The organism is Sphingomonas sp. GM_Shp_1, from assembly GCF_026540895.1.
Lineage (GTDB): Bacteria > Pseudomonadota > Alphaproteobacteria > Sphingomonadales > Sphingomonadaceae > Sphingomonas.
Genome location: NZ_JALNUR010000012.1, coordinates 1 through 18,214, shown reverse-complemented (window position 1 = coordinate 18,214; position 18,214 = coordinate 1). Strand labels below are relative to the sequence as shown.

The window sequence follows — 18,214 nt, the reverse complement described above, 5'->3', positions numbered from 1 at the left end:
CCCCATCATCATGATAGGATCGGCGGACGGCCATAGGAGATCGCACACCATGTTCCGTCGCCTGTTCACCGAGCATCCCGACAGTGTCGGCGAAAGCTATCTCCAGCATTTCGGCGTCGCGGCGCGGTTCGGCGGGATCATGATGCTGGGCGGTCTGGGCGCGATCGTCCATGCGGTGGTGCCGGGGCTGTGCACCACGACCGGCAGCGATACGGTGGCGCGATTATACGCCGAGATGGTCGCCAAGCGGCGCAAGGTTCAGGCGGCGCAGGCGCAGATGAAGAGCGTGGAATATGTGATCTGAGGGGGAATGCCCCTCCACCACTCGCTGGCGCGAGCGGTCCCCCTCCCCAAGCCCGTTCCACCCCCTACGACCGTTCAGCCTGAGCGTAGTCGAAGGCCACGCCCCGGACCTTCGCCAAATCCCCCTTTGGCGACGCGACTCCCGTGGCCTTCGACTACGCTCAGGCTGAACGGAGGACGGGAATGGGCATGCGGGTTTCCATCGTCCCGCCCAGACCCTAAATCCCCGTTATGACCGACACCGCCCCCTCTCCCCGCCCCAACCTCGCCTATCACTGGACCGAGGGCACCGGCCCCGCGATCGTCTTCCTGCCCGGCTATGCGTCGGACATGCAGGGGTCAAAGGCGTTGGCGCTGGAGGCCTGGGCGCGTGAGAAGGGCCGCGCGTTCCTTCGCTTCGATTATGGCGGGTGCGGCCAGTCGGAGGGGGCGTTCGAGGATCAGGCGCTGGCCGACTGGCGCGACGACGTCCTCGCGATGCTGGACGATGTGGTGAAGGGCCCCGCCGTGCTGGTCGGATCGTCGATGGGCGGCTGGCTGATGCTGCTCGCGGCCAAGGAGCGGCCTGACCAGGTCAAGGCGCTGGTCGGGATCGCGCCGGGACCCGACTTCACCGACTGGGGCTTTTCGACCGAGGAGAAGATGACGCTGCTCCAGAGCGGTCGGCTGGAGCGTCCCAACCCTTATGGCCCCGCTCCCACCGTCTATACCCGCCGTTTCTGGTCGTCGGGGGAGGCCAACCGCCTGACCTTCGGCCCGATCGCCTTCGATGGCCCGGTCCGGCTGCTTCAGGGCATGGCCGACCCCGATGTGCCCTGGCACCGCACCACCCATCTGGCGCAGCTTTTCCGTTCAGCCGATGTGCAGACTCTGTTGATCAAGGATGGCGACCACCGCCTGTCGCGCGACGGCGACATCGCGCTGCTGATCCGCGCCGTCGAAGAAGTGTCAAGCCCCCTATGATCCTCCTCCCCCTCGCACTCGCCGCCGCCGTTCAGGCGTCCCCCAAGCCCGCCGCCAGGACACCCCCACCGCCATCTGCCGCGCTGCCCGCCGACCCGCGCGAGGCGCGCTATCAGCACTGCGTCGTCATGGCCGAGCGGAGCCCCGCCGCCGCGCGGATGGAGGCGAGCAGTTGGACGCTGGCGGGCGGCGGCTATTTCGCACAGCAATGCCTGGGCCTCGCCTACACGACCGAGCGGCAATGGGCGGCGGCGGCCAGCGCCTTCGAGCAGGCGGCACGCGCCGCCGAAACCGCGCATGACATACGCGCCGCCAATTACTGGTCGCAGGCGGGCAACGCCTTTCTGGCGGCTGGCGATGCGACCAAGGCCCGCGCGGCGCTGGATGCGGCGCTTGCCTCGGGCGACCTGACCGGCTTCGCGCGGGGCGAGGCGCAGCTCGACCGCGCGCGGGCGCTGGTCGCGGCGGGACAGCCCGTGGCGGCGCGGGTCGATCTGGACGCAGCGCTGGTCAACGCCCCCGCCGATCCGCTCGCCTGGCTGTTGTCGGCGACGCTGGCGCGGCGGATGAAGGATCTCCCGCGCGCGCAGAAGGACATCGCCCAGGCGCTGGCCCGTTCCGCCGACGACCCCAATGTCCAGTTGGAGGCGGGCAATATCGCCGCCACCGCCGGGGACGAAGCGACCGCGCGCAAGGCGTGGAGCGAGGCCGCCCGGCTCGCCCCGCCGGACAGCCCGATCCGCGCCGAAACCGCCAAGGCGCTGTCACAATTCCCATCACGCTGATCCTTATCGCACGTCAAAGCCGCCCGGCCCCCGACGGATTAGAATGACCATCGCGTCACAGGCAGGAGCTTCCATGCGCTATCTTCACACCATGATCCGCGTCAGCGACCTCGACGCCAGCATCCGCTTCTTCGAACTGCTGGGCCTGAAGGAGGTGCGCCGCATCGATAACGAGGCGGGGCGCTTCTCGCTGATCTTCCTGGCCGCGCCGGGGGACGAGGGCCGTGCCGAGGTCGAGCTGACCCATAATTGGGACCCGGAAATCTATACCGGCGGGCGGAATTTCGGCCATCTCGCCTACCGCGTCGACAATATCTACGAGACGTGCCAGCGCCTGATGGACGCGGGCGTGACGATCAACCGGCCGCCGCGCGACGGGCATATGGCCTTCGTCAAGACGCCCGACGGCATCTCGATCGAACTGTTGCAGGACGGTGCGCTGCCCTCCACCGAACCTTGGGCCTCGATGCCGAACGTCGGAAGCTGGTAAGAGCATTTCCATGGAAATCGTCCGAGTCCCCGTCCTCAGCGACAATTACGCCTGGCTGATCCACGATGCGGGCCGCACCGTCGCGCTCGATCCGGGCGAGGCCGCGCCGGTCGCCGCCGCCGCGTCGGCGCGCGGCTGGACCATCGAGCAGGTCTGGCTGACCCATTGGCACCCCGATCATGTCGGCGGGGCGCAGGCCTTGCGGGCGCAGGGCGCGCGGGTGGCGGGTCCGGCGGCGGAGGCGGCGAAGATCGCCGGGCTCGACACGCTGCTGGCCGAGGGAGACGACATCGCCATCGGCGACGCGCACGCGACCATCTGGTCGGTGCCGGGGCATACGGCGGGGCATATCGCCTTTCACTTCGACGACCGGGCGGTGATCTTCACCGGCGACACGCTGTTCGCCATGGGCTGTGGTCGGCTGTTCGAGGGGACGGCGGAGCAGATGCATGCCAATATGCGCCGCTTCGCCGCGCTGCCGGGCGACACGCGGGTTTATTGCGGCCACGAATATACGCTGTCCAACGCCCGGTTCGCGGCGGTGGCGGAACCCGACAACGGCGCCATCACCGACCGGCTGGTCGAGGTGACGGCGATGCGCGATCAGGGCGAGCCGACCATTCCGACGACCATCGCGCTGGAGCGGGCGACCAACCCCTTCCTCCGTTCGGTCGATGCCGCCGAACTGTCCGAGCGGCGTGCAGCCAAGGACGCGTTCAAGGGTTAAGTCATTGCTACGGGGGTTTTTGTGATGGAGGCTGAAAGATGCGTTTCCGAACCCTGCTCCCCCTGACGACCTTGGCCGCGGCGATCGCCGGGTGCACGCCCACCCCGGCGGAACAGGCGCGGATCGAACAGGCCGCCGCGACCAACCGGGCCGATCTCGCCGCCACTTTGCGCGGCCTGACGCCGGGCAAGCCGACCCAGTGCATCGGCCAATATACGACGCGCCAGGTCAACGCCTATGGCCCGACCATCGTCTATACGATCAGCCCGCGCCTGAAATTCGTCAGCCAGACGGCAGGCGGCTGCGAAGGGATCGGGCAGCGCGCGCGCAACGACATCCTCGTCACGCGGACGACCACGGGGCAGCTCTGCTCGGGTGACATCGCCCAGACGGTGGATCGCGCCTCGGGCTTCTTCACCGGCAGTTGCAGCTTCGGGGAGTTCGTCCCCTATCGAAAGGAGCGGTGATGCGCGCGCGTTTCGCCACCGTCGCGGTGCTGGCGCTCGGCCTGACGGCGGCCAGGTCGGACCCCTTTGCCGGGCGGACCGCCGGCCCGCCCGCGCAATGCGTCGACACCAGCGTCACCATGACGGGGCCGTCCATCTATGACGACAACACCATCGTCATCAATCCGGGCGGAAAGCGCATGTGGAAGGCCAAGGTGCGCGGCCAGTGCCCGGGGCTTCGCCCGTTCAACACGCTGATCGTCGAGCGCTGGGGATCGCAGATCTGTCGCAACGACCGGTTCCAGGTGCTGCAACAGGGGATGTCGATTCCGTCGCAATGGTGCTTCTTCGACGGGTTCGTGCCGTATGAGCGGGGGCGGAAATAGGGGGTATCGCAAGCTGTATGGCTTGGGGCCTTCCCTCCCCCATCCCCTCCCGCTTGCGGGAGGGGAGCGGCCAGATCGGACGGCGCGATCTATTCCGAACTGTGACCCTTGGCACGCCCCTCCCACAAGCGAGTTTCAGGTCGGTCATGCCCCCGGGCATGACCTAAACGATGCGGGGCATCGTTTACCTGAAACTGGGATGGGGGAGGGCCCGGTGTCTCACCGAGCCCCCGCCCCCATCAAAGCACAAACCGACTCAAATCCGTATTCCGCGCCACCGCCGACAATTGCTTGTCGACATAGGCCGCATCGACGGTCAGCACCGTCCCCTGCCGATCCTCCGCCTCGAAGCTGATTTCCTCCAGCAGTTTCTCCATCACCGTCTGGAGCCGCCGCGCGCCGATATTCTCGACCTGGCCGTTCACCTCGGCGGCGATGCGCGCAATGGCGGCGATGCCGTCCTCGGTGAAGGAAATCTCCACCCCCTCGGTGCCGATCAGCGCCTTGTATTGGAGCGGCAACGACGCCTTGGTGTCGGACAGGATCGCGACGAAATCCGCCTCGGTCAGCGCTTTCAACTCGACCCGGATCGGCAACCGGCCCTGCAACTCGGGCAACAGGTCGGACGGCTTGGCGACGTGGAAGGCGCCGGACGCGATGAACAGGATATGGTCCGTCTTCATCGGGCCGTACTTCGTCGAAACCGTCGTCCCCTCGATCAGCGGCAGCAGATCGCGTTGCACCCCCTCACGACTGACTGACCCGCCGCGCACGTCGCTGACCGCGATCTTGTCGATCTCGTCGAGAAAGACGATCCCGTTCGCCTCGGCATCGGCGAGCGCGGCGCGGCTGACCTCGTCCTGGTCGAGCCGCTTGTCGGCCTCCTCCTCGACCAGCTTGGTCCAGGCGGCGGAGACGGTCAGCTTGCGGCGCTTGAGCGGCTGGCCACCGCCGAACGCCTTGCCCATCATCTCGGACAGGTTGATCATCTGCGGCGCGGCACCGGGGATCTCGAACGGCATGGCTGGGGCCTGTTCCAGTTCGATCTCGATCTCGGTCTGGTCGAGATGGCCGTCGCGGAAACGCTGGCGGAACGCCTCGCGCGTCGCCTGGGTCGAATCCTTGCCGACCAGCGCATCGAGCAGCCGGTTCATCGCCGCCTCCTCGGCCTTGTCCTTCACCGCGACGCGGCGGCGTTCCTTTTCCAGCCGGATCGCCTCCTCGACCAGGTCGCGGGCGATCTGCTCCACATCGCGGCCGACATAGCCGACCTCGGTGAACTTGGTCGCCTCGACCTTCACGAAGGGGGCGTCGGCCAGCTTGGCCAGACGACGGCTGATCTCGGTCTTGCCGCAGCCGGTGGGGCCGATCATCAGGATGTTCTTGGGCGTCACCTCGTCACGCAGCTCCGCGCCCAGCCGCTGGCGACGCCAGCGGTTGCGCATGGCGACGGCGACGGCGCGCTTGGCGTCGGCCTGGCCGATGATATGCGCGTCGAGCGCGGCGACGATCGCCTTGGGGGTCAACTGGTCGTTCATGGGAACCTTGAGTTACTGCGCGCCGTCGATCGCTTCGAGCGTGACGCGGTCATTGGTGTAGACACAGACATCGGCGGCGATCGCCATCGCCTTGCGCGCGATCGTCTCGGCATCCTGTTCATAGTCGACGAGCGCCCGCGCCGCGGCGAGCGCATAATTGCCGCCCGATCCGATCGCGCAGATGCCGTTCTCGGGCTCCAGCACGTCGCCGTTTCCGGTCAGGATCAGCGTCACGTCCTTGTCGGCGACGATCATCATCGCCTCCAGGTTGCGCAGGAACTTGTCGGTCCGCCAGTCCTTGGCCAGCTCGACCGCCGCGCGCAGCAGCTGGCCGTTATGCCGCTCCAGCTTGGCCTCCAGCCGCTCGAACAGGGTGAAGGCATCCGCCGTCGCGCCCGCGAAGCCGCCGATGACCGAGCCGTCGCCCAGCCGCCGGACTTTCCGCGCATTGGGCTTCATGACCGTCTGGCCCATCGAAACCTGACCGTCCCCGGCCACCACCACCCGGCCGCCGCGACGGACCGAGCAAATCGTCGTGCCATGCCAGGTGGGCATGGCGTGTTCATTCCCGCTCATGCGCGGCGATATGGAGGTGGGGGTGCGCGGGTTCAATGGAGGCCTGTTGCGAGCCGTTCGGCCTGAGCGAAGTCGAAGGCCGCGCTCGACCATCGAGGCTCACGATCCTCCCCGGCACGGGGAGGTGGCAGGGCAAAAGCCCTGACGGAGGGGGGCTTCCACACAGGCCCTTCCTCGCGGCACGCCCCCTCCACCGCCGCTTCGCGACGGTCCCCCTCCCCGTGCCGGCGAGGATAGCATTACTCCCCCAGCTTCTCGATCTTGTCCTTCAGCGCCGCCAGTTCCGCCTTCAGCGCGGCCATCTCCGCATCCTTGCCCGCCGTAGGAGCCGCAGCGGGCGCGGGCGCCGTCGCACCGGGCTTGAACCCCTGGGTCGCCGCCTCGAACATCGCCAGGTTGCGCTTGGCGAGGTCGGCGAACGGCGTATTCGCGAACGCCCCCTCGACCGCCGACTTGAACTGTTCCTGGTTGCGGCGGAAGCTGTCCATCGACGCCTCCAGATAACCCGGCACCATCGCCTGCATCGAGTCGCCGTACATGGAGATCAACTGGCGCAGGAAATTGACCGGCAGCATGGTTTCGCCCCGGCTTTCCTCTTCCATGATGATCTGGGTCAGGACATTATGGGTGATGTCTTCGTCGGTCTTGGCATCGACCACCTTGAAGTCGCGCCCCGCGCGGATCATCGCCGCCAGATGGTCGAGCGTGATGTAGGAGGAGGTTTCGGTGTTGTAGAGCCGCCGGTTCGCGTATTTCTTGACGATCACAATGCCGTCCGCCGCCTGCTTCTTCATCGACCCCCGCCTTTCCTGTCATGATTTTGGTGCAGCCTAACGCCATGGATTTCGCATCGCAACACGGTCCGCGCCCTTTGCCGGTGTTCCTGGCGATGTTGCGCAGCGAGGCCGCGGAAAATCCCGAATTGGTGCAACGCGCCATGGAGGGCTTGCGGCGGTTTCAGGCGGCCCGGCGCGAGCGACCGATGCGTGCTCTGCCCGTGCGACGACGGCGCGGTCGCGTGAGATTGCGCGATGCGGGATCGGGAGGAGAAGGCCGCCCTGTCCTGTTCATCCCCTCGCTGATCAATCCGCCATCCATCCTCGATCTGTCCCGCGACCGCTCACTGATCCGCTGGCTTCGCGGGCAGGGCTTCCATCCCTGGCTGATCGACTGGGGCGTGCCGGGGACGAAGGACCGCGACATCGATGTGGCGGGGCATGTCGAGCGTTTCCTGCTGCCGCTGATCGCCACCTTTCCCGAACCGCCGGTACTGGTCGGCTATTGCCTGGGCGGCACGCTCGCCATGGCGGCGGCGGCGCGGAGCAAGGTGGCGGGGCTGGCCGCCATCGCCGCGCCCTGGCACTTCACCGGCTATGGCGAGGAGGCACGCGACGCGATGGCCGCGCAATGGGCCGCGATCAAGCCGACCTCCGAGGCCTTGGGCCTGGTTCCCATGGAGGCGTTGCAGGCGGGCTTCTGGCGGCTCGACCCCGCGCGGACCATCGCCAAATATGCCGGTTTCGCCGATCTCGACCCGCGCAGCGAGGCGGCGCGCCGCTTCATCCGGCTGGAGGACTGGGCCAATCAGGGTGCGCCCCTGCCCCACGCCTTCGGGCGCGAATTGTTCGAGGAACTGATCGCGCTGGATCGTCCCGGCCAGGGACAATGGCGCGTGGCGGGCGAGATCGTCACGCCATCGCAATGCGACGCCCCTAGCGTCGAATTCGTCGCCACCGCCGACCGGATCGTCCCCGCCGCCACCGCGATCGGGCTGGCCGACCGGCGGGCGGGGGGGACGGGCCATGTCGGCATGGTCGTCGGGGGACGTGCGCAGGAACAGCTATGGCAGCCATTGGCCGACTGGATCACGACGCTGCCCACGCCTAGATAGAGAGAAAGTAGAGAGGAGCCTTCATGACCGAGATCGTCATTACCGCCGCCAAGCGTACCCCCGTGGGCAGCTTCCTGGGCGCTTTCGCCGCCACCCCCGCCCATGAACTGGGCCGGATCGCGATCACCGCCGCGCTGGAACAGGCGGGCGTCAAGGGCGAGGAAGTGTCGGAGGTCATCCTCGGCCAGGTGCTGACCGCCGCACAAGGCCAGAACCCCGCCCGCCAGGCGTCGATGGCGGCGGGCATCCCCAAGGAAGTGCCCGCTTACGGCGTCAACCAGGTCTGCGGATCGGGCCTGCGCGCCGTGGCGCTGGGGCTTCAGGCGATCGCCAATGGCGATGCGACGATCGTCGTCGCGGGCGGCCAGGAGTCGATGTCGCTCTCGCCCCATGCCCAGACGATGCGCGGCGGGACCAAGATGGGCCCACTGACCATGGTCGACACCATGGTGCATGACGGCCTGACCGACGCCTTTGCCGGCTATCACATGGGCATCACGGCCGAGAATCTGGCCGAACAATATCAGGTGACCCGCGACGAGCAGGACCGGTTCGCCGTCCGCTCGCAGAACCTGGCCGAAAAGGCACGGGGCGAGGGCCGCTTCAAGGACGAGATCGCGCCCGTCACCATCAAGACCCGCAAGGGCGAGACGGTGGTCGCCGACGACGAGTATATCCGCGCCGGTGCGACCCTCGACAGCGTGTCGGGCGTCCGCCCCGCCTTCAAGAAGGACGGCACGGTGACCGCCGCCAACGCCTCGGGCCTCAACGACGGTGCCGCCGCGCTCGTCCTGATGAGCCGCGAGGAAGCCGAGAAGCGCGGCACCCCCATCCTCGCCACGATCAAGAGCTGGGCCTCGGCGGGCGTCGATCCCTCGGTGATGGGCATCGGCCCGGTCCCCGCCACCAAGCGCGCGCTGGAAAAGGCGGGCTGGACCGTCGGCGACCTCGACCTGATCGAGGCGAACGAGGCCTTCGCGGCGCAGGCGCTGTCGGTCGGCAAGGAACTGGGCTTCGATCCCGACAAGGTGAACGTCAATGGCGGCGCGATCGCGCTCGGCCATCCGATCGGGGCCAGCGGTGCGCGCGTGCTCACCACGCTGATCTACGAAATGGAGAAGCGCGACGCCAAGAAGGGTCTCGCCACCCTGTGCATCGGTGGCGGCATGGGTATCGCCATGTGCGTCGAGCGCTGACCCAAAGCTTTTCGCGACTGATGCGGGGGGTGTGACGGAGACGTCGCATCCCCCGCTTCATTTCCCGCCTGTAACGACGTCCTTGCCCGATTCTGGCGATCCAAACCGCCTGCCCCGAACGGTGTCGAAGGACGCATCGCCCCGCCTGAATTCGCGGTTAACCGCAAAAATGCCGCAATGCGAATTGCGTCCAAAAAGTTCATGATAATTTCGTGACTTAATGCATTTTCGATTAAAAATGACAAAGCTGTCACAAACATGCCACATGGTCTTCATAATAGCCCTGGACGACGCGTTAGGCGCTTGTTTTTGATCGAATAATTTCTTTCCCTGAGGACAGCGGACGGAATGATCCGCAGTTAAAGGGGTAAATAAAATGAAGATGCGTACCCTGCTGGGAGCGTCCGCGCTCGCCAGCACCCTGATTCTCTTGCCCGTCTCCGCGCTCGCCCAGACCGCCGCCTCGGGAACCACCGCCGCCCAGCCGCAGGAGAACGCGGCGGATGATCCCAACATCGATGAGCGGGCCGCGCAGGAAAAGGGCGACGTCATCGTCACCGGCTCGCGTCTGGCGCGTCCGAATCTGGATTCGCCGACTCCGGTCACTTCGGTCACGGCCGAACTGCTGACTTCGACCGGCAACCTGAACCTGGGTGACTCGCTCAACCAGCTGCCTGCCCTGCGCACCTCGTACAGCCAGGCGAACTCGACGCGCTTCATCGGTACTGCCGGTCTGAACCTGCTCGATCTTCGTGGTCTGGGCACGCAACGTACGCTCGTCGTCGTCAACGGTCGCCGTCACGTGACGTCGCAGCCGGGCAGCTTCGTCATCGATACCAACACCATTCCGACCGATCTTCTGGAACGCGTCGACGTCGTCACTGGCGGCAGCTCGGCGGTCTATGGTTCGGACGCCATGGCCGGTGTCGTGAACTTCGTGCTGAAGCGCGACTTCGAAGGCATTCGCGCGACGGGCCAGAGCGGCATTTCCAGCCGCGGCACGCGTGGTTCCTATTTCGGTGCGCTGACCGTCGGTAAGAATTTCGCCGAAGGCCGCGGCAACATCGCGGCGGCGGCCGAATATTCCTTCTCGGACGTGGTTTATTATACTGACCGTGACGACATCACCGGCGCCTATTCGGGCCGCAGCCAGTTCAACGCGATCCAGAACACCGGCCCGCAGTTGAATCCCAATGGCGGCACGATCCGCACGGGGCCGGAATCGGCGCTGGGCGACGGCATTCCCGACGCGGCCTTCCTGCGCAACGTGCGCAACAACACCATCTCCGAAGGCGGCCTGTTCACCGCCAGCTGCCCGACCGTGGCCGCGACCGGCGAGTCTGCCGCCGCCTTTGCGGCCCGCCGTGGCGTCGCCTGCTCGGGTCTCGCCAATATCGGCAGCTCGAATCCGCTCAGCCAATATGGCCGGACCTTCGTCTTCAACCCCGACGGCTCGCTATCGGCCAATAACTGCATCACCGACCTGCGCCCCTTCGGCTCGGGCAATTGCGTGGGCGGCCAGGGCTCGACCCTGCGCCTGAACGGCATGCTTCAGCCCCGGCTGGAGCGTTTCTCGGGCAACATCCTGGCGCATTTCGACGTTTCGGACGCTTTCAAGCCGTTCGTCGAAGCCAAATATGTCCGCATCAACGCGTTGCAGGAAGGTCAGCCGACCTTTGCGAACAACACGTTCAGCATCAACAACCCCTATCTGACCGACCAGACGCGGGCCACGCTGGTGTCGGCGCTGGCGCCGGGGGCCACCACCTTCACCGCGCAGCGCTTCAACGTCGATTTCGGTGGTCGGGGCGAAATCCACAAGCGTGAGACGTTCCGCATCGTCGGCGGCGTCGAGGGCGACTTCGGCGATGGTTGGCATTATGAAGTGTCGGCCAATTACGGTCGCCTCGACACGTTCTACAAGACGAACGGCAATTACGTTACCCAGAAATATGCCAATTCGATCAACGCGGTGCGCAATGCCGCCGGTCAGATCGTCTGCGGCATCAACGCCGATGCCTCGACCGCCAATGACGACGCGGCCTGCGTGCCCGTCAATCTGTTCGGCGACGGCCAGGTCAGCCAGGCCGCGCTGAACTATTTCTCGATCACCTCGACACGCAAGCAGAAGGCCGAGCAGTTCGACGTGGTCGGCTATATCAACGGCAAGCTGTTCCCCCTGCCGGGTGGCGATGTCACCTTCTCGCTGGGCGGCGAATATCGTCGCGAAACGGCGTTTTCGAAATATGACGACCTGACCGCCAGCGGTGCGACGTTCCTGAACGCGATCCCGACCTTTGCGCCGCCGGCCTATGACATCAAGGAAGCGTTCGGCGAAATCAGCGTGCCGTTGCTGGCCGATCGTCCGTTCTTCCACGAACTGACGCTGACCGGTGCGGCCCGCGTCTCGCATTACAATATCGGCAATGCGGGAACGCCGTGGACGTACAACGTCAACGCGATCTGGTCGCCGATCCGCGACATCACCTTCCGCGGTGGTTACGCGCGTTCGGTCCGCGCGCCGTCGCTGAGCGAACTTTATTCGGCCAGCTCACAGACCTTCGCACAGCCGTCGGACCCCTGCAGCCAGAACAACATCAACAACAATCCCAACCGCGTTCGCAATTGCGCCGCGGCGGGTGTGCCGACCACCCAGACCTTCAACGGCACGACCGAACCGTTCACCAACAATGCGGCATCAAGCATCTATGGCTTCAATCGCGGCAATTCGGAGCTCCAGGCGGAAAAGAGCCGCAGCTTCACCATCGGCACGGTGATCCAGCCACAGGCGATCCGCGGCTTCTCGGTGACGGTCGATTATTACAACATCACGATCAAGGACGCGATCTTCTCGCTGGTCGCGCAGACGATCATCAACCAGTGCTACGACAATCCCAGCGGCATCGACAATCCGTTCTGCGCGGCGGTCTTCCGCAACCCGAACGGCACGTTCGCGGGGCAGCAGAACGTCATCCATGGCGGTGCGACCGTCTCGTTCCCGACGACCGGACCCTCCTTCTTCTCGCAGGGGTTCAACTATGCGAAGCTGGAGACGTCGGGCATCGACATCGACGCGTCCTATCGGACCAAGATCAGCGACACCGGTACGCTGACCTTGCGCCTGCTGGCTAGCTATGTTGCGCAGAACAACGGTTACACCGATGTCGGCGATCCGACCTATCGCGATCGTTACAAGGGCGAGCTGGGCTATTCCGCGTGGCGCGGTCAGTTCATCGGCAATCTGAATTTCGAAACCTTCGATCTTCAATATCGTCTGCGTTACGAAGGCAAGTCGACGATCTCGACCGAGTATGAAACGCAGAACAGCTATGATGGCCGTCCGGCACGTAACCCGGACGCCTTCCCGATGATCTGGTATCCGGAAGCGTTCTACCACTCGGTCCAGGTCGGCTTCAACGCGACCGATCGCTTCCGCTTCTATGTCGGCGTCGACAACCTGACCGACGTGAAGCCGCCCTATGACCTGCTGGGCGTGGCGGCCGGCGATCCGTACGACAATATCGGCCGGTTCTTCTACGCCGGGTTCAAGGCCAACTTCTGATCCCGAGGGATCGGACCTGATCGGGGCTCTCCTTCGGGAGGGCCCCTTTTTCTTACCCCCGCGCGAAACGCTGTCCCAGGCCGGTCAGCAACTCATATTGCGAAACGCCCGACACGGCGGACGCCTGGGCCAGGTCATAGGCCATGGCCAGCCAGTCGCCCTCGCGCAGGTCGGCTCGCGCGCTGACATCGACCGCGAGCAGATCCATCGACACCCGGCCCAGCACGGGCAGGATCGCGCCGTCCGCCGTCGCCGCCCCCACGCCCGACAGCGCGCGGCGATAGCCATCGGCATAGCCCAGGTTCAGGATCGCGACCTCGGTATCGGCGGGCGCGGTCCAGGTCGCGTTGTAGCCGACCGTCTCCCCGACGGGCACGCGGCGGCGTTGCAGGATCTGCGCTTCCGGAAAGCCCACCTGCCGCAGGGGCCCCGCCATGTCGGGACGGGGTATGCCGCCGTAAAGCGCCAGACCGGGGCGGGTCAGATCGAAATGATAATCGGTGCCCAGCCCGATCCCCGCCGAATTGGCGAGGCTCATGCGTCGCGCGGAAGTGTGGCCCCTTAGGCTGGCGAACATGCTCTGCTGCCGGGCGTTCATCGCCACATCTTCGTCGGCGCAGGCCAGATGGCTGAGCAAAGTCTCGATCTCCAGCCCGTCGAGCAGGCCGTCGCGCACCGCCTCCACGGAGACGCCGAGCCGGTTGATGCCGGTATCGACCATCACGTCGCACGGGCCGCCGCCGCTCTCGCGCCAGCGCGCGACCTGTTCGGGGCTGTTGAGCACGGGCCGCGCCACGCCCGTGCGGGCCACCGCCACATCCTCGGCCCGCAGGCCATGGAGGACCGACACGCTCAGCCCCAGCGGCGCCAGCGCCAGCGCCTCGGCCCAGTTGGCGACGAAGAAATCGCGGCACCCCGCCTCGGCCAGCGTCTCCGCCACGAGCGTTGCGCCCAGGCCATAGCCATTGGCCTTCACCGCCGCACCGCATACCGCCTCGCCGCTCCAACGGTCGAGTTGCTGCCAGTTGGATCGAAGCGCGTCACGGTCGACGCGCAGGCGGAGGGGAGCGGCTATGTCCATCACCCGCCGGGCTTTAGGCCGCATTGCCGGGCGGGAAAAGGCGGGTCGGGTTTTTCCCGCGCCCATCCGCCGCCCCGTTCCGCCTGGGCGGGGGTGAGAGTTAGCGGAGGGTACGGATGATACCGGAGAAATCGACCGGCGGCTGGCCCTCGCCCACGAACGCCGCATAGAGTTCCGCCGCGCGCTCGCCCATCGGCGTCGTCGCCCCCGCATCGCGCGCGGCCTCCATCGCCAGCTTCAGGTCCTTCAGCATCAGCGCCGCCGCGAAACCGCCTTGATAGTCATGATCGGCGGGCGTCTCCGGCCCGACGCCGGGCACGGGGCAATATTTGGTCATCGACCAGCTCTGGCCCGACGAGACCGAAGCGATGTCGTAAAAGGTCTGCGCCTCCAGCCCCAGCTTCTCGGCCAGTACGAACGCCTCGCAGGTCGCGATCATCGTCGCGCCGAGCAGCATGTTGTTGCAGATCTTGGCCGCCTGGCCTGCGCCGGGACCACCGGCATGGATTACCGCCTGGCCCATGGCCGACAGGAAGGGCTCGGCTCGCTGGAAGGCTTGTTCAGGCCCGCCGACCATGAAGGTCAGCGTGCCAGCCTTGGCGGCTGCGATCCCGCCCGAGACGGGGGCGTCGACCGCCATCATGCCTTTACCCTGCGCCGCCTCCGCCACCCGGCGCGCGGTGGCGACGTCGATGGTCGAACAGTCGATCAGGATCGCGGACGGCGGCGCGGCGGCGAAGACGGCGTCGGCATAGACGCGCTCGACATGGGTTCCGGCGGGCAGCATGGTGACGACCGCCTCGACCCCGTCCATCGCCGCGACGGCACTGTCGGCGGGGAGGCACCCCGCCGCCTCCGCCGCGGCCAGCGCGTCCGCCGACAGGTCGAAAGCGCGGACGTCATGCCCCGCCTTCGCCAGATTGGCCGCCATCCCGCCGCCCATATTGCCCAGGCCGATAAACGCGATCCGCGCCATATGCTCTCTCCTATCTTCTTTTTCTTAAGCCCCTCCCGCAGGCGGGAGGGGTTTGGGGAGGGCAAGGTGTCTCACAGAGCCTGTCGCTTGCGGCCTGCCCTCCCCCATCCCCTCCCGCTTGCGGGAGGGGCGTGAGACTCAGTTACCGGTCCAGTTGGGGCTTCGCTTTTCCACGAACGCGGCCATGCCTTCCTTCTGGTCGGCCGAGCCGAACAGGCCGTGGAACAGCCGCCGCTCGAACTGCACGCCCTGGGCCAGCCCCATGTCGAAGGCGGCGTTGACCATTTCCTTGTTCGCCTTCACCGCGATCGGCGCCATGCCCGCGATGGTCGAGGCAGTCTTCAGCGCCTCCTCGACCAGATCGGCGGCTGGGACGATCCGCGCCACCAGTCCGGCGCGCTCGGCTTCCTCGGCGTCCATCATCCGGCCGGTCAGGCACATCTCCATCGCCTTGGCCTTGCCGACCGCATGGGCGAGACGCTGCGAGCCGCCCATACCCGGCGTCACGCCCAGCTTGATCTCGGGCTGGCCGAACTTGGCCGTATCGGCTGCCAGGATGAAGTCGCACATCATCGCCAACTCGCACCCGCCGCCCAGCGCATAGCCCGCCACCGCCGCGATGATCGGCTTGCGGATGCGGGTGAAGGCGTCCCAGCCCGAGAAATGGTCGCGGCCATACATGGCGGCGAAGTCCATTTCCTGCATCTCCTTGATGTCCGCGCCCGCCGCAAAGGCTTTCGCGCTCCCGGTGATGACGGCACAGCGCTGCTCCGGGTCGGCGTCATAGGCGCGCATCACGTCGAGCAGTTCGGCCAGCAATTCGGCATTGAGCGCGTTCAGCGCCTGGGGCCGGTTGAGCGTCACCAGGGTCACCGCCTCGCGGCGCTCGACGATCAGGGTGTTATAGTCGGTCATGCGGCGTCCTTCTCAGCGGTCGTCGGGTGTCCAGGCCTGCCCCTCGGGCAGCGGTGCGAAGATATGGTCGATCATCGTATCGGTCACGCCCTCCGGCATGGGCGGATTCCAGCGCGGCGCATTGTCCTTGTCGACGATCAGCGCACGGACGCCCTCGACGAAATCGGGACGCTGCACCACATGGGCAGCGACGCCATATTCGCGGCGCATCTCGTCGGCGAAATCGGTGGTCAGCCTGCCCTCGCGCAGCAGGCGGAGGGAGACCTTGGAGGCCTGGGGCGATTTGGCGCGGAGAATGCCCAGTTGCCGGGTCGCCCAGTCGCCGCCATCCGCCTCCAGCGCGGCGATGATCTCCTCCAGCGTGTCGGCGGCGAAGAGGCAGTCGATCTCGGCGGCGTAGGCCATGATCTTCGCTTCGGGCGCGGGCGTCGAGAGTCGGTCGAGTGTCGTGGCGATTTCCTGCGGTGCGGCGATGATCACGGCCTTGGCCTCCTCCAGCGTGGACGCGGGCAAATAATGCGTCGCCAAGCCCAACGCGCAAGCCTCCGCCCCGTCGAGCCGATGGCCGGTCAGCGCCAGAAACTCGCCCATCCGGCCCGGCAGCCGCGAGAGATACCAGCCGCCGCCGACATCCGGGAACAGGCCGATCCCCGTCTCGGGCATGGCGAACCGCGTATTCTCGGTCGCGACGCGGAAGCGCGCGGGGGCGGCAATGCCGACGCCGCCGCCCATGGTGATGCCGTCCATGAAGGCGACGATCGGCTTGGCATAGGTGAACAGCCGGTGGTTCATCCGGTATTCGGCGTGAAAGAAGCCGCGCGCCGCCTCGCCATCGCCAGCACCACTCTCGGCCAGCAGGCGGATGTCGCCCCCGGCGCAGAAGCCACGCCCCTCGGCATGGTCGATGATGACCGCCTCGACACTCAGGTCGCCGCGCCAGTCCTCCAGCGCGGCCAGTACCCCCTCGCACATCTCGCGGGTCAGCGCGTGGATCGCCTTGGGCCGGTTGAGCCGCAGCCGCCCGACCGGGCCTTCGCGGGTGACGATCAGGTCTTCACTCATGTCTTTCCTTAACCCCTTCCCGTTCCCCGGCGAAGGCCGGGGCCCAGTTGTGGCAACGTATGAGGCGCGCCACCGGCTGCTTAGAAACTGGGCCCCGGCCTTCGCCGGGGAACAGTTCAGTCCTTCAACAAGTCCCGACCAACGATCATCCGCATCACCTGATTCGTTCCCTCCAGGATCGAATGCACCCGCAGGTCGCGCCAGAAGCGCTCGATGGGATAATCCATCAGATAGCCGTAACCGCCATGGAGCTGCAGCGCCCGGTCGACCACCGACGATCCGGTGTCGGTGGCCAGCCTTTTGGCCATGGCGGCGAAGCGGGTCTTGTCGGGCGCATTGTCGGTCACCTTCGCGGCGGCGAGATAGAGTAGCGCGCGCGCCGCCTCCAGTTCGGTCGCCATGTCGGCGAGCGTGAACTGGGTATTCTGGAACTCGGCGATCGCCTTCCCGAACTGGCGGCGGTCCTTCACATAAGCGACGGCCTCGTCCAGGCAGCGCTGCGCGCCGCCCAGCGAACAGGCGCCGATGTTCAACCGCCCGCCGTCCAGCCCCATCATCGCGATGCGGAACCCCTCGCCTTCCGCGCCCAGCCGGTTGGCGACGGGGACACGGACATTGTCGAACATAACCTGCCGCGTCGGCTGCGAATGCCAGCCCAGCTTGCGCTCGTTCGCACCGAAGGAGACGCCCGCCATGTCCTTGTCGATCACCAGGCAGGAAATGCCCTTGGGCCCGTCCTCTCCGGTGCGGACCATGGTGACATAGACCTCATTCTCGCCACCGCCCGAGATGAACTGCTTGGAGCCCGAGACGACATAATGATCGCCGTCCAAGACCGCGCGGGTCTTCAGCGCGGCGGCGTCGGAGCCCGAACCCGGCTCGGTCAGGCAATAGCTGGCCATGCGCTCCATGGTGACCAGGTCGGGCAGATAGCGGCCCTTCACATCCGCCTCGCCGAAGCGGTCGATCATCCAGGACGCCATGTTGTGGATCGAGATGAACGCGGATGTGGAGGGACAGCCATAGGCCATCGCCTCCATGATCAACGCCGCCTCCAGCCGCCCGAGTGCAATGCCGCCCGCTTCTTCCGAGACATAGATGGCGGCGAAGCCCAGTTCGGCGGCGGCCTTGATCGTGTCGCGGGGGAAGATGTGCTGCTCGTCCCACTCGGCCGCGAAGGGGGTGATGCGGTCGGCGGTGAACCGGCGCGCGAGGTCCTGGATTTCGCGCTGCTCGTCGGTGAGGTCGAATTGGGTCATGGGGTTGGTCTCGTCCATCTAAAGCCCCTCCTCCCGGAGGGGGGAGGGCAGGCCGCAA

The 18,214-nt window shown here is 66.5% G+C and carries 18 protein-coding genes; 10 read left to right on the top strand and 8 right to left on the bottom strand.

Going from position 1 to position 18,214, the window contains the following annotated elements; translation table 11 throughout:
* Positions 1 to 49: 49 nt before the first annotated feature.
* The 7 genes from OXQ33_RS08160 (at position 50) to OXQ33_RS08130 (ending at position 4,100) form a co-directional block, all read left to right on the top strand.
* The gene (locus tag OXQ33_RS08160) at positions 50 to 304 is read left to right on the top strand and encodes a DUF6356 family protein (RefSeq protein WP_267434185.1); all 255 of its coding nucleotides are present in this window, start codon (positions 50 to 52) and stop codon (positions 302 to 304) included.
* Positions 305 to 534: 230 nt separating this feature from the next.
* Entirely contained in the window at positions 535 to 1,266 is a 732-nt protein-coding gene (locus tag OXQ33_RS08155; protein ID WP_267434184.1) for an alpha/beta hydrolase, read from the top strand.
* The gene (locus OXQ33_RS08150; protein ID WP_267434183.1) at positions 1,263 to 2,051 is read left to right on the top strand and encodes a tetratricopeptide repeat protein; all 789 of its coding nucleotides are present in this window, start codon (positions 1,263 to 1,265) and stop codon (positions 2,049 to 2,051) included. Before OXQ33_RS08155 ends, OXQ33_RS08150 begins: the two co-directional genes overlap by 4 nt.
* A gap of 73 nt (positions 2,052 to 2,124) precedes the next feature.
* Positions 2,125 to 2,541, top strand: a complete 417-nt coding sequence (locus OXQ33_RS08145; protein WP_267434182.1) for a VOC family protein — start codon at positions 2,125 to 2,127, stop codon at positions 2,539 to 2,541.
* 10 nt (positions 2,542 to 2,551) lie between these two features.
* Positions 2,552 to 3,268, top strand: a complete 717-nt coding sequence (gloB, locus tag OXQ33_RS08140; protein WP_267434181.1) for a hydroxyacylglutathione hydrolase — start codon at positions 2,552 to 2,554, stop codon at positions 3,266 to 3,268.
* A gap of 38 nt (positions 3,269 to 3,306) precedes the next feature.
* The gene (locus OXQ33_RS08135) at positions 3,307 to 3,735 is read left to right on the top strand and encodes a hypothetical protein (protein ID WP_267434180.1); all 429 of its coding nucleotides are present in this window, start codon (positions 3,307 to 3,309) and stop codon (positions 3,733 to 3,735) included.
* Positions 3,735 to 4,100 (top strand): DUF6491 family protein, encoded by a 366-nt coding sequence (locus OXQ33_RS08130; RefSeq protein WP_267434179.1) that lies wholly within the window; start codon positions 3,735 to 3,737, stop codon positions 4,098 to 4,100. Before OXQ33_RS08135 ends, OXQ33_RS08130 begins: the two co-directional genes overlap by 1 nt.
* Positions 4,101 to 4,339: 239 nt before the next feature.
* Here the strand turns inward: OXQ33_RS08130 and hslU are convergent, their stop codons facing one another.
* The 3 genes from hslU to phaR all read right to left on the bottom strand — a co-directional run bounded on the left by hslU (position 4,340) and on the right by phaR (position 7,008).
* Positions 4,340 to 5,638: an ATP-dependent protease ATPase subunit HslU gene (gene hslU / locus OXQ33_RS08125; protein WP_267434178.1), complete on the bottom strand. Its 1,299-nt coding sequence runs from the start codon at positions 5,636 to 5,638 to the stop codon at positions 4,340 to 4,342.
* A 12-nt stretch (positions 5,639 to 5,650) separates the two neighbouring features.
* Positions 5,651 to 6,193, bottom strand: coding sequence for an ATP-dependent protease subunit HslV (hslV, locus tag OXQ33_RS08120; RefSeq protein WP_058744342.1), 543 nt, complete (start codon positions 6,191 to 6,193; stop codon positions 5,651 to 5,653).
* 260 nt (positions 6,194 to 6,453) lie between these two features.
* Positions 6,454 to 7,008, bottom strand: a complete 555-nt coding sequence (gene phaR, locus OXQ33_RS08115; protein WP_267434177.1) for a polyhydroxyalkanoate synthesis repressor PhaR — start codon at positions 7,006 to 7,008, stop codon at positions 6,454 to 6,456.
* Between the two features lie 44 nt (positions 7,009 to 7,052).
* Here phaR and OXQ33_RS08110 point away from each other — a divergent pair, with 44 nt between their 5' ends.
* From OXQ33_RS08110 to OXQ33_RS08100, 3 genes are all read left to right on the top strand, one after another.
* Positions 7,053 to 8,105 carry an alpha/beta fold hydrolase gene (locus OXQ33_RS08110; RefSeq protein WP_267434176.1) on the top strand — a complete coding sequence of 351 codons (1,053 nt, stop codon included), beginning with the start codon at positions 7,053 to 7,055 and terminating at the stop codon, positions 8,103 to 8,105.
* Between the two features lie 23 nt (positions 8,106 to 8,128).
* Positions 8,129 to 9,301, top strand: a complete 1,173-nt coding sequence (locus OXQ33_RS08105) for an acetyl-CoA C-acetyltransferase (protein WP_267434175.1) — start codon at positions 8,129 to 8,131, stop codon at positions 9,299 to 9,301.
* A 376-nt stretch (positions 9,302 to 9,677) separates the two neighbouring features.
* Entirely contained in the window at positions 9,678 to 12,863 is a 3,186-nt protein-coding gene (locus OXQ33_RS08100; RefSeq protein ID WP_267434174.1) for a TonB-dependent receptor, read from the top strand.
* A 52-nt stretch (positions 12,864 to 12,915) separates the two neighbouring features.
* On the opposite strand, the gene alr is transcribed toward OXQ33_RS08100, so the two are convergent.
* The 5 genes from alr to OXQ33_RS08075 all read right to left on the bottom strand — a co-directional run bounded on the left by alr (position 12,916) and on the right by OXQ33_RS08075 (position 18,156).
* Entirely contained in the window at positions 12,916 to 13,944 is a 1,029-nt protein-coding gene (gene alr, locus OXQ33_RS08095) for an alanine racemase (protein ID WP_267434251.1), read from the bottom strand.
* 100 nt (positions 13,945 to 14,044) lie between these two features.
* Positions 14,045 to 14,920, bottom strand: coding sequence for a 3-hydroxyisobutyrate dehydrogenase (gene mmsB, locus OXQ33_RS08090; RefSeq protein ID WP_267434173.1), 876 nt, complete (start codon positions 14,918 to 14,920; stop codon positions 14,045 to 14,047).
* A 138-nt stretch (positions 14,921 to 15,058) separates the two neighbouring features.
* The gene (locus OXQ33_RS08085) at positions 15,059 to 15,835 is read right to left on the bottom strand and encodes an enoyl-CoA hydratase (RefSeq protein WP_267434172.1); all 777 of its coding nucleotides are present in this window, start codon (positions 15,833 to 15,835) and stop codon (positions 15,059 to 15,061) included.
* A 12-nt stretch (positions 15,836 to 15,847) separates the two neighbouring features.
* A complete protein-coding gene (locus OXQ33_RS08080) occupies positions 15,848 to 16,897 on the bottom strand; it encodes an enoyl-CoA hydratase/isomerase family protein (protein ID WP_267434171.1) in 1,050 nt (349 codons plus the stop codon).
* A 116-nt stretch (positions 16,898 to 17,013) separates the two neighbouring features.
* Entirely contained in the window at positions 17,014 to 18,156 is a 1,143-nt protein-coding gene (locus OXQ33_RS08075) for an acyl-CoA dehydrogenase family protein (protein WP_267434250.1), read from the bottom strand.
* Positions 18,157 to 18,214: the final 58 nt, after the last annotated feature.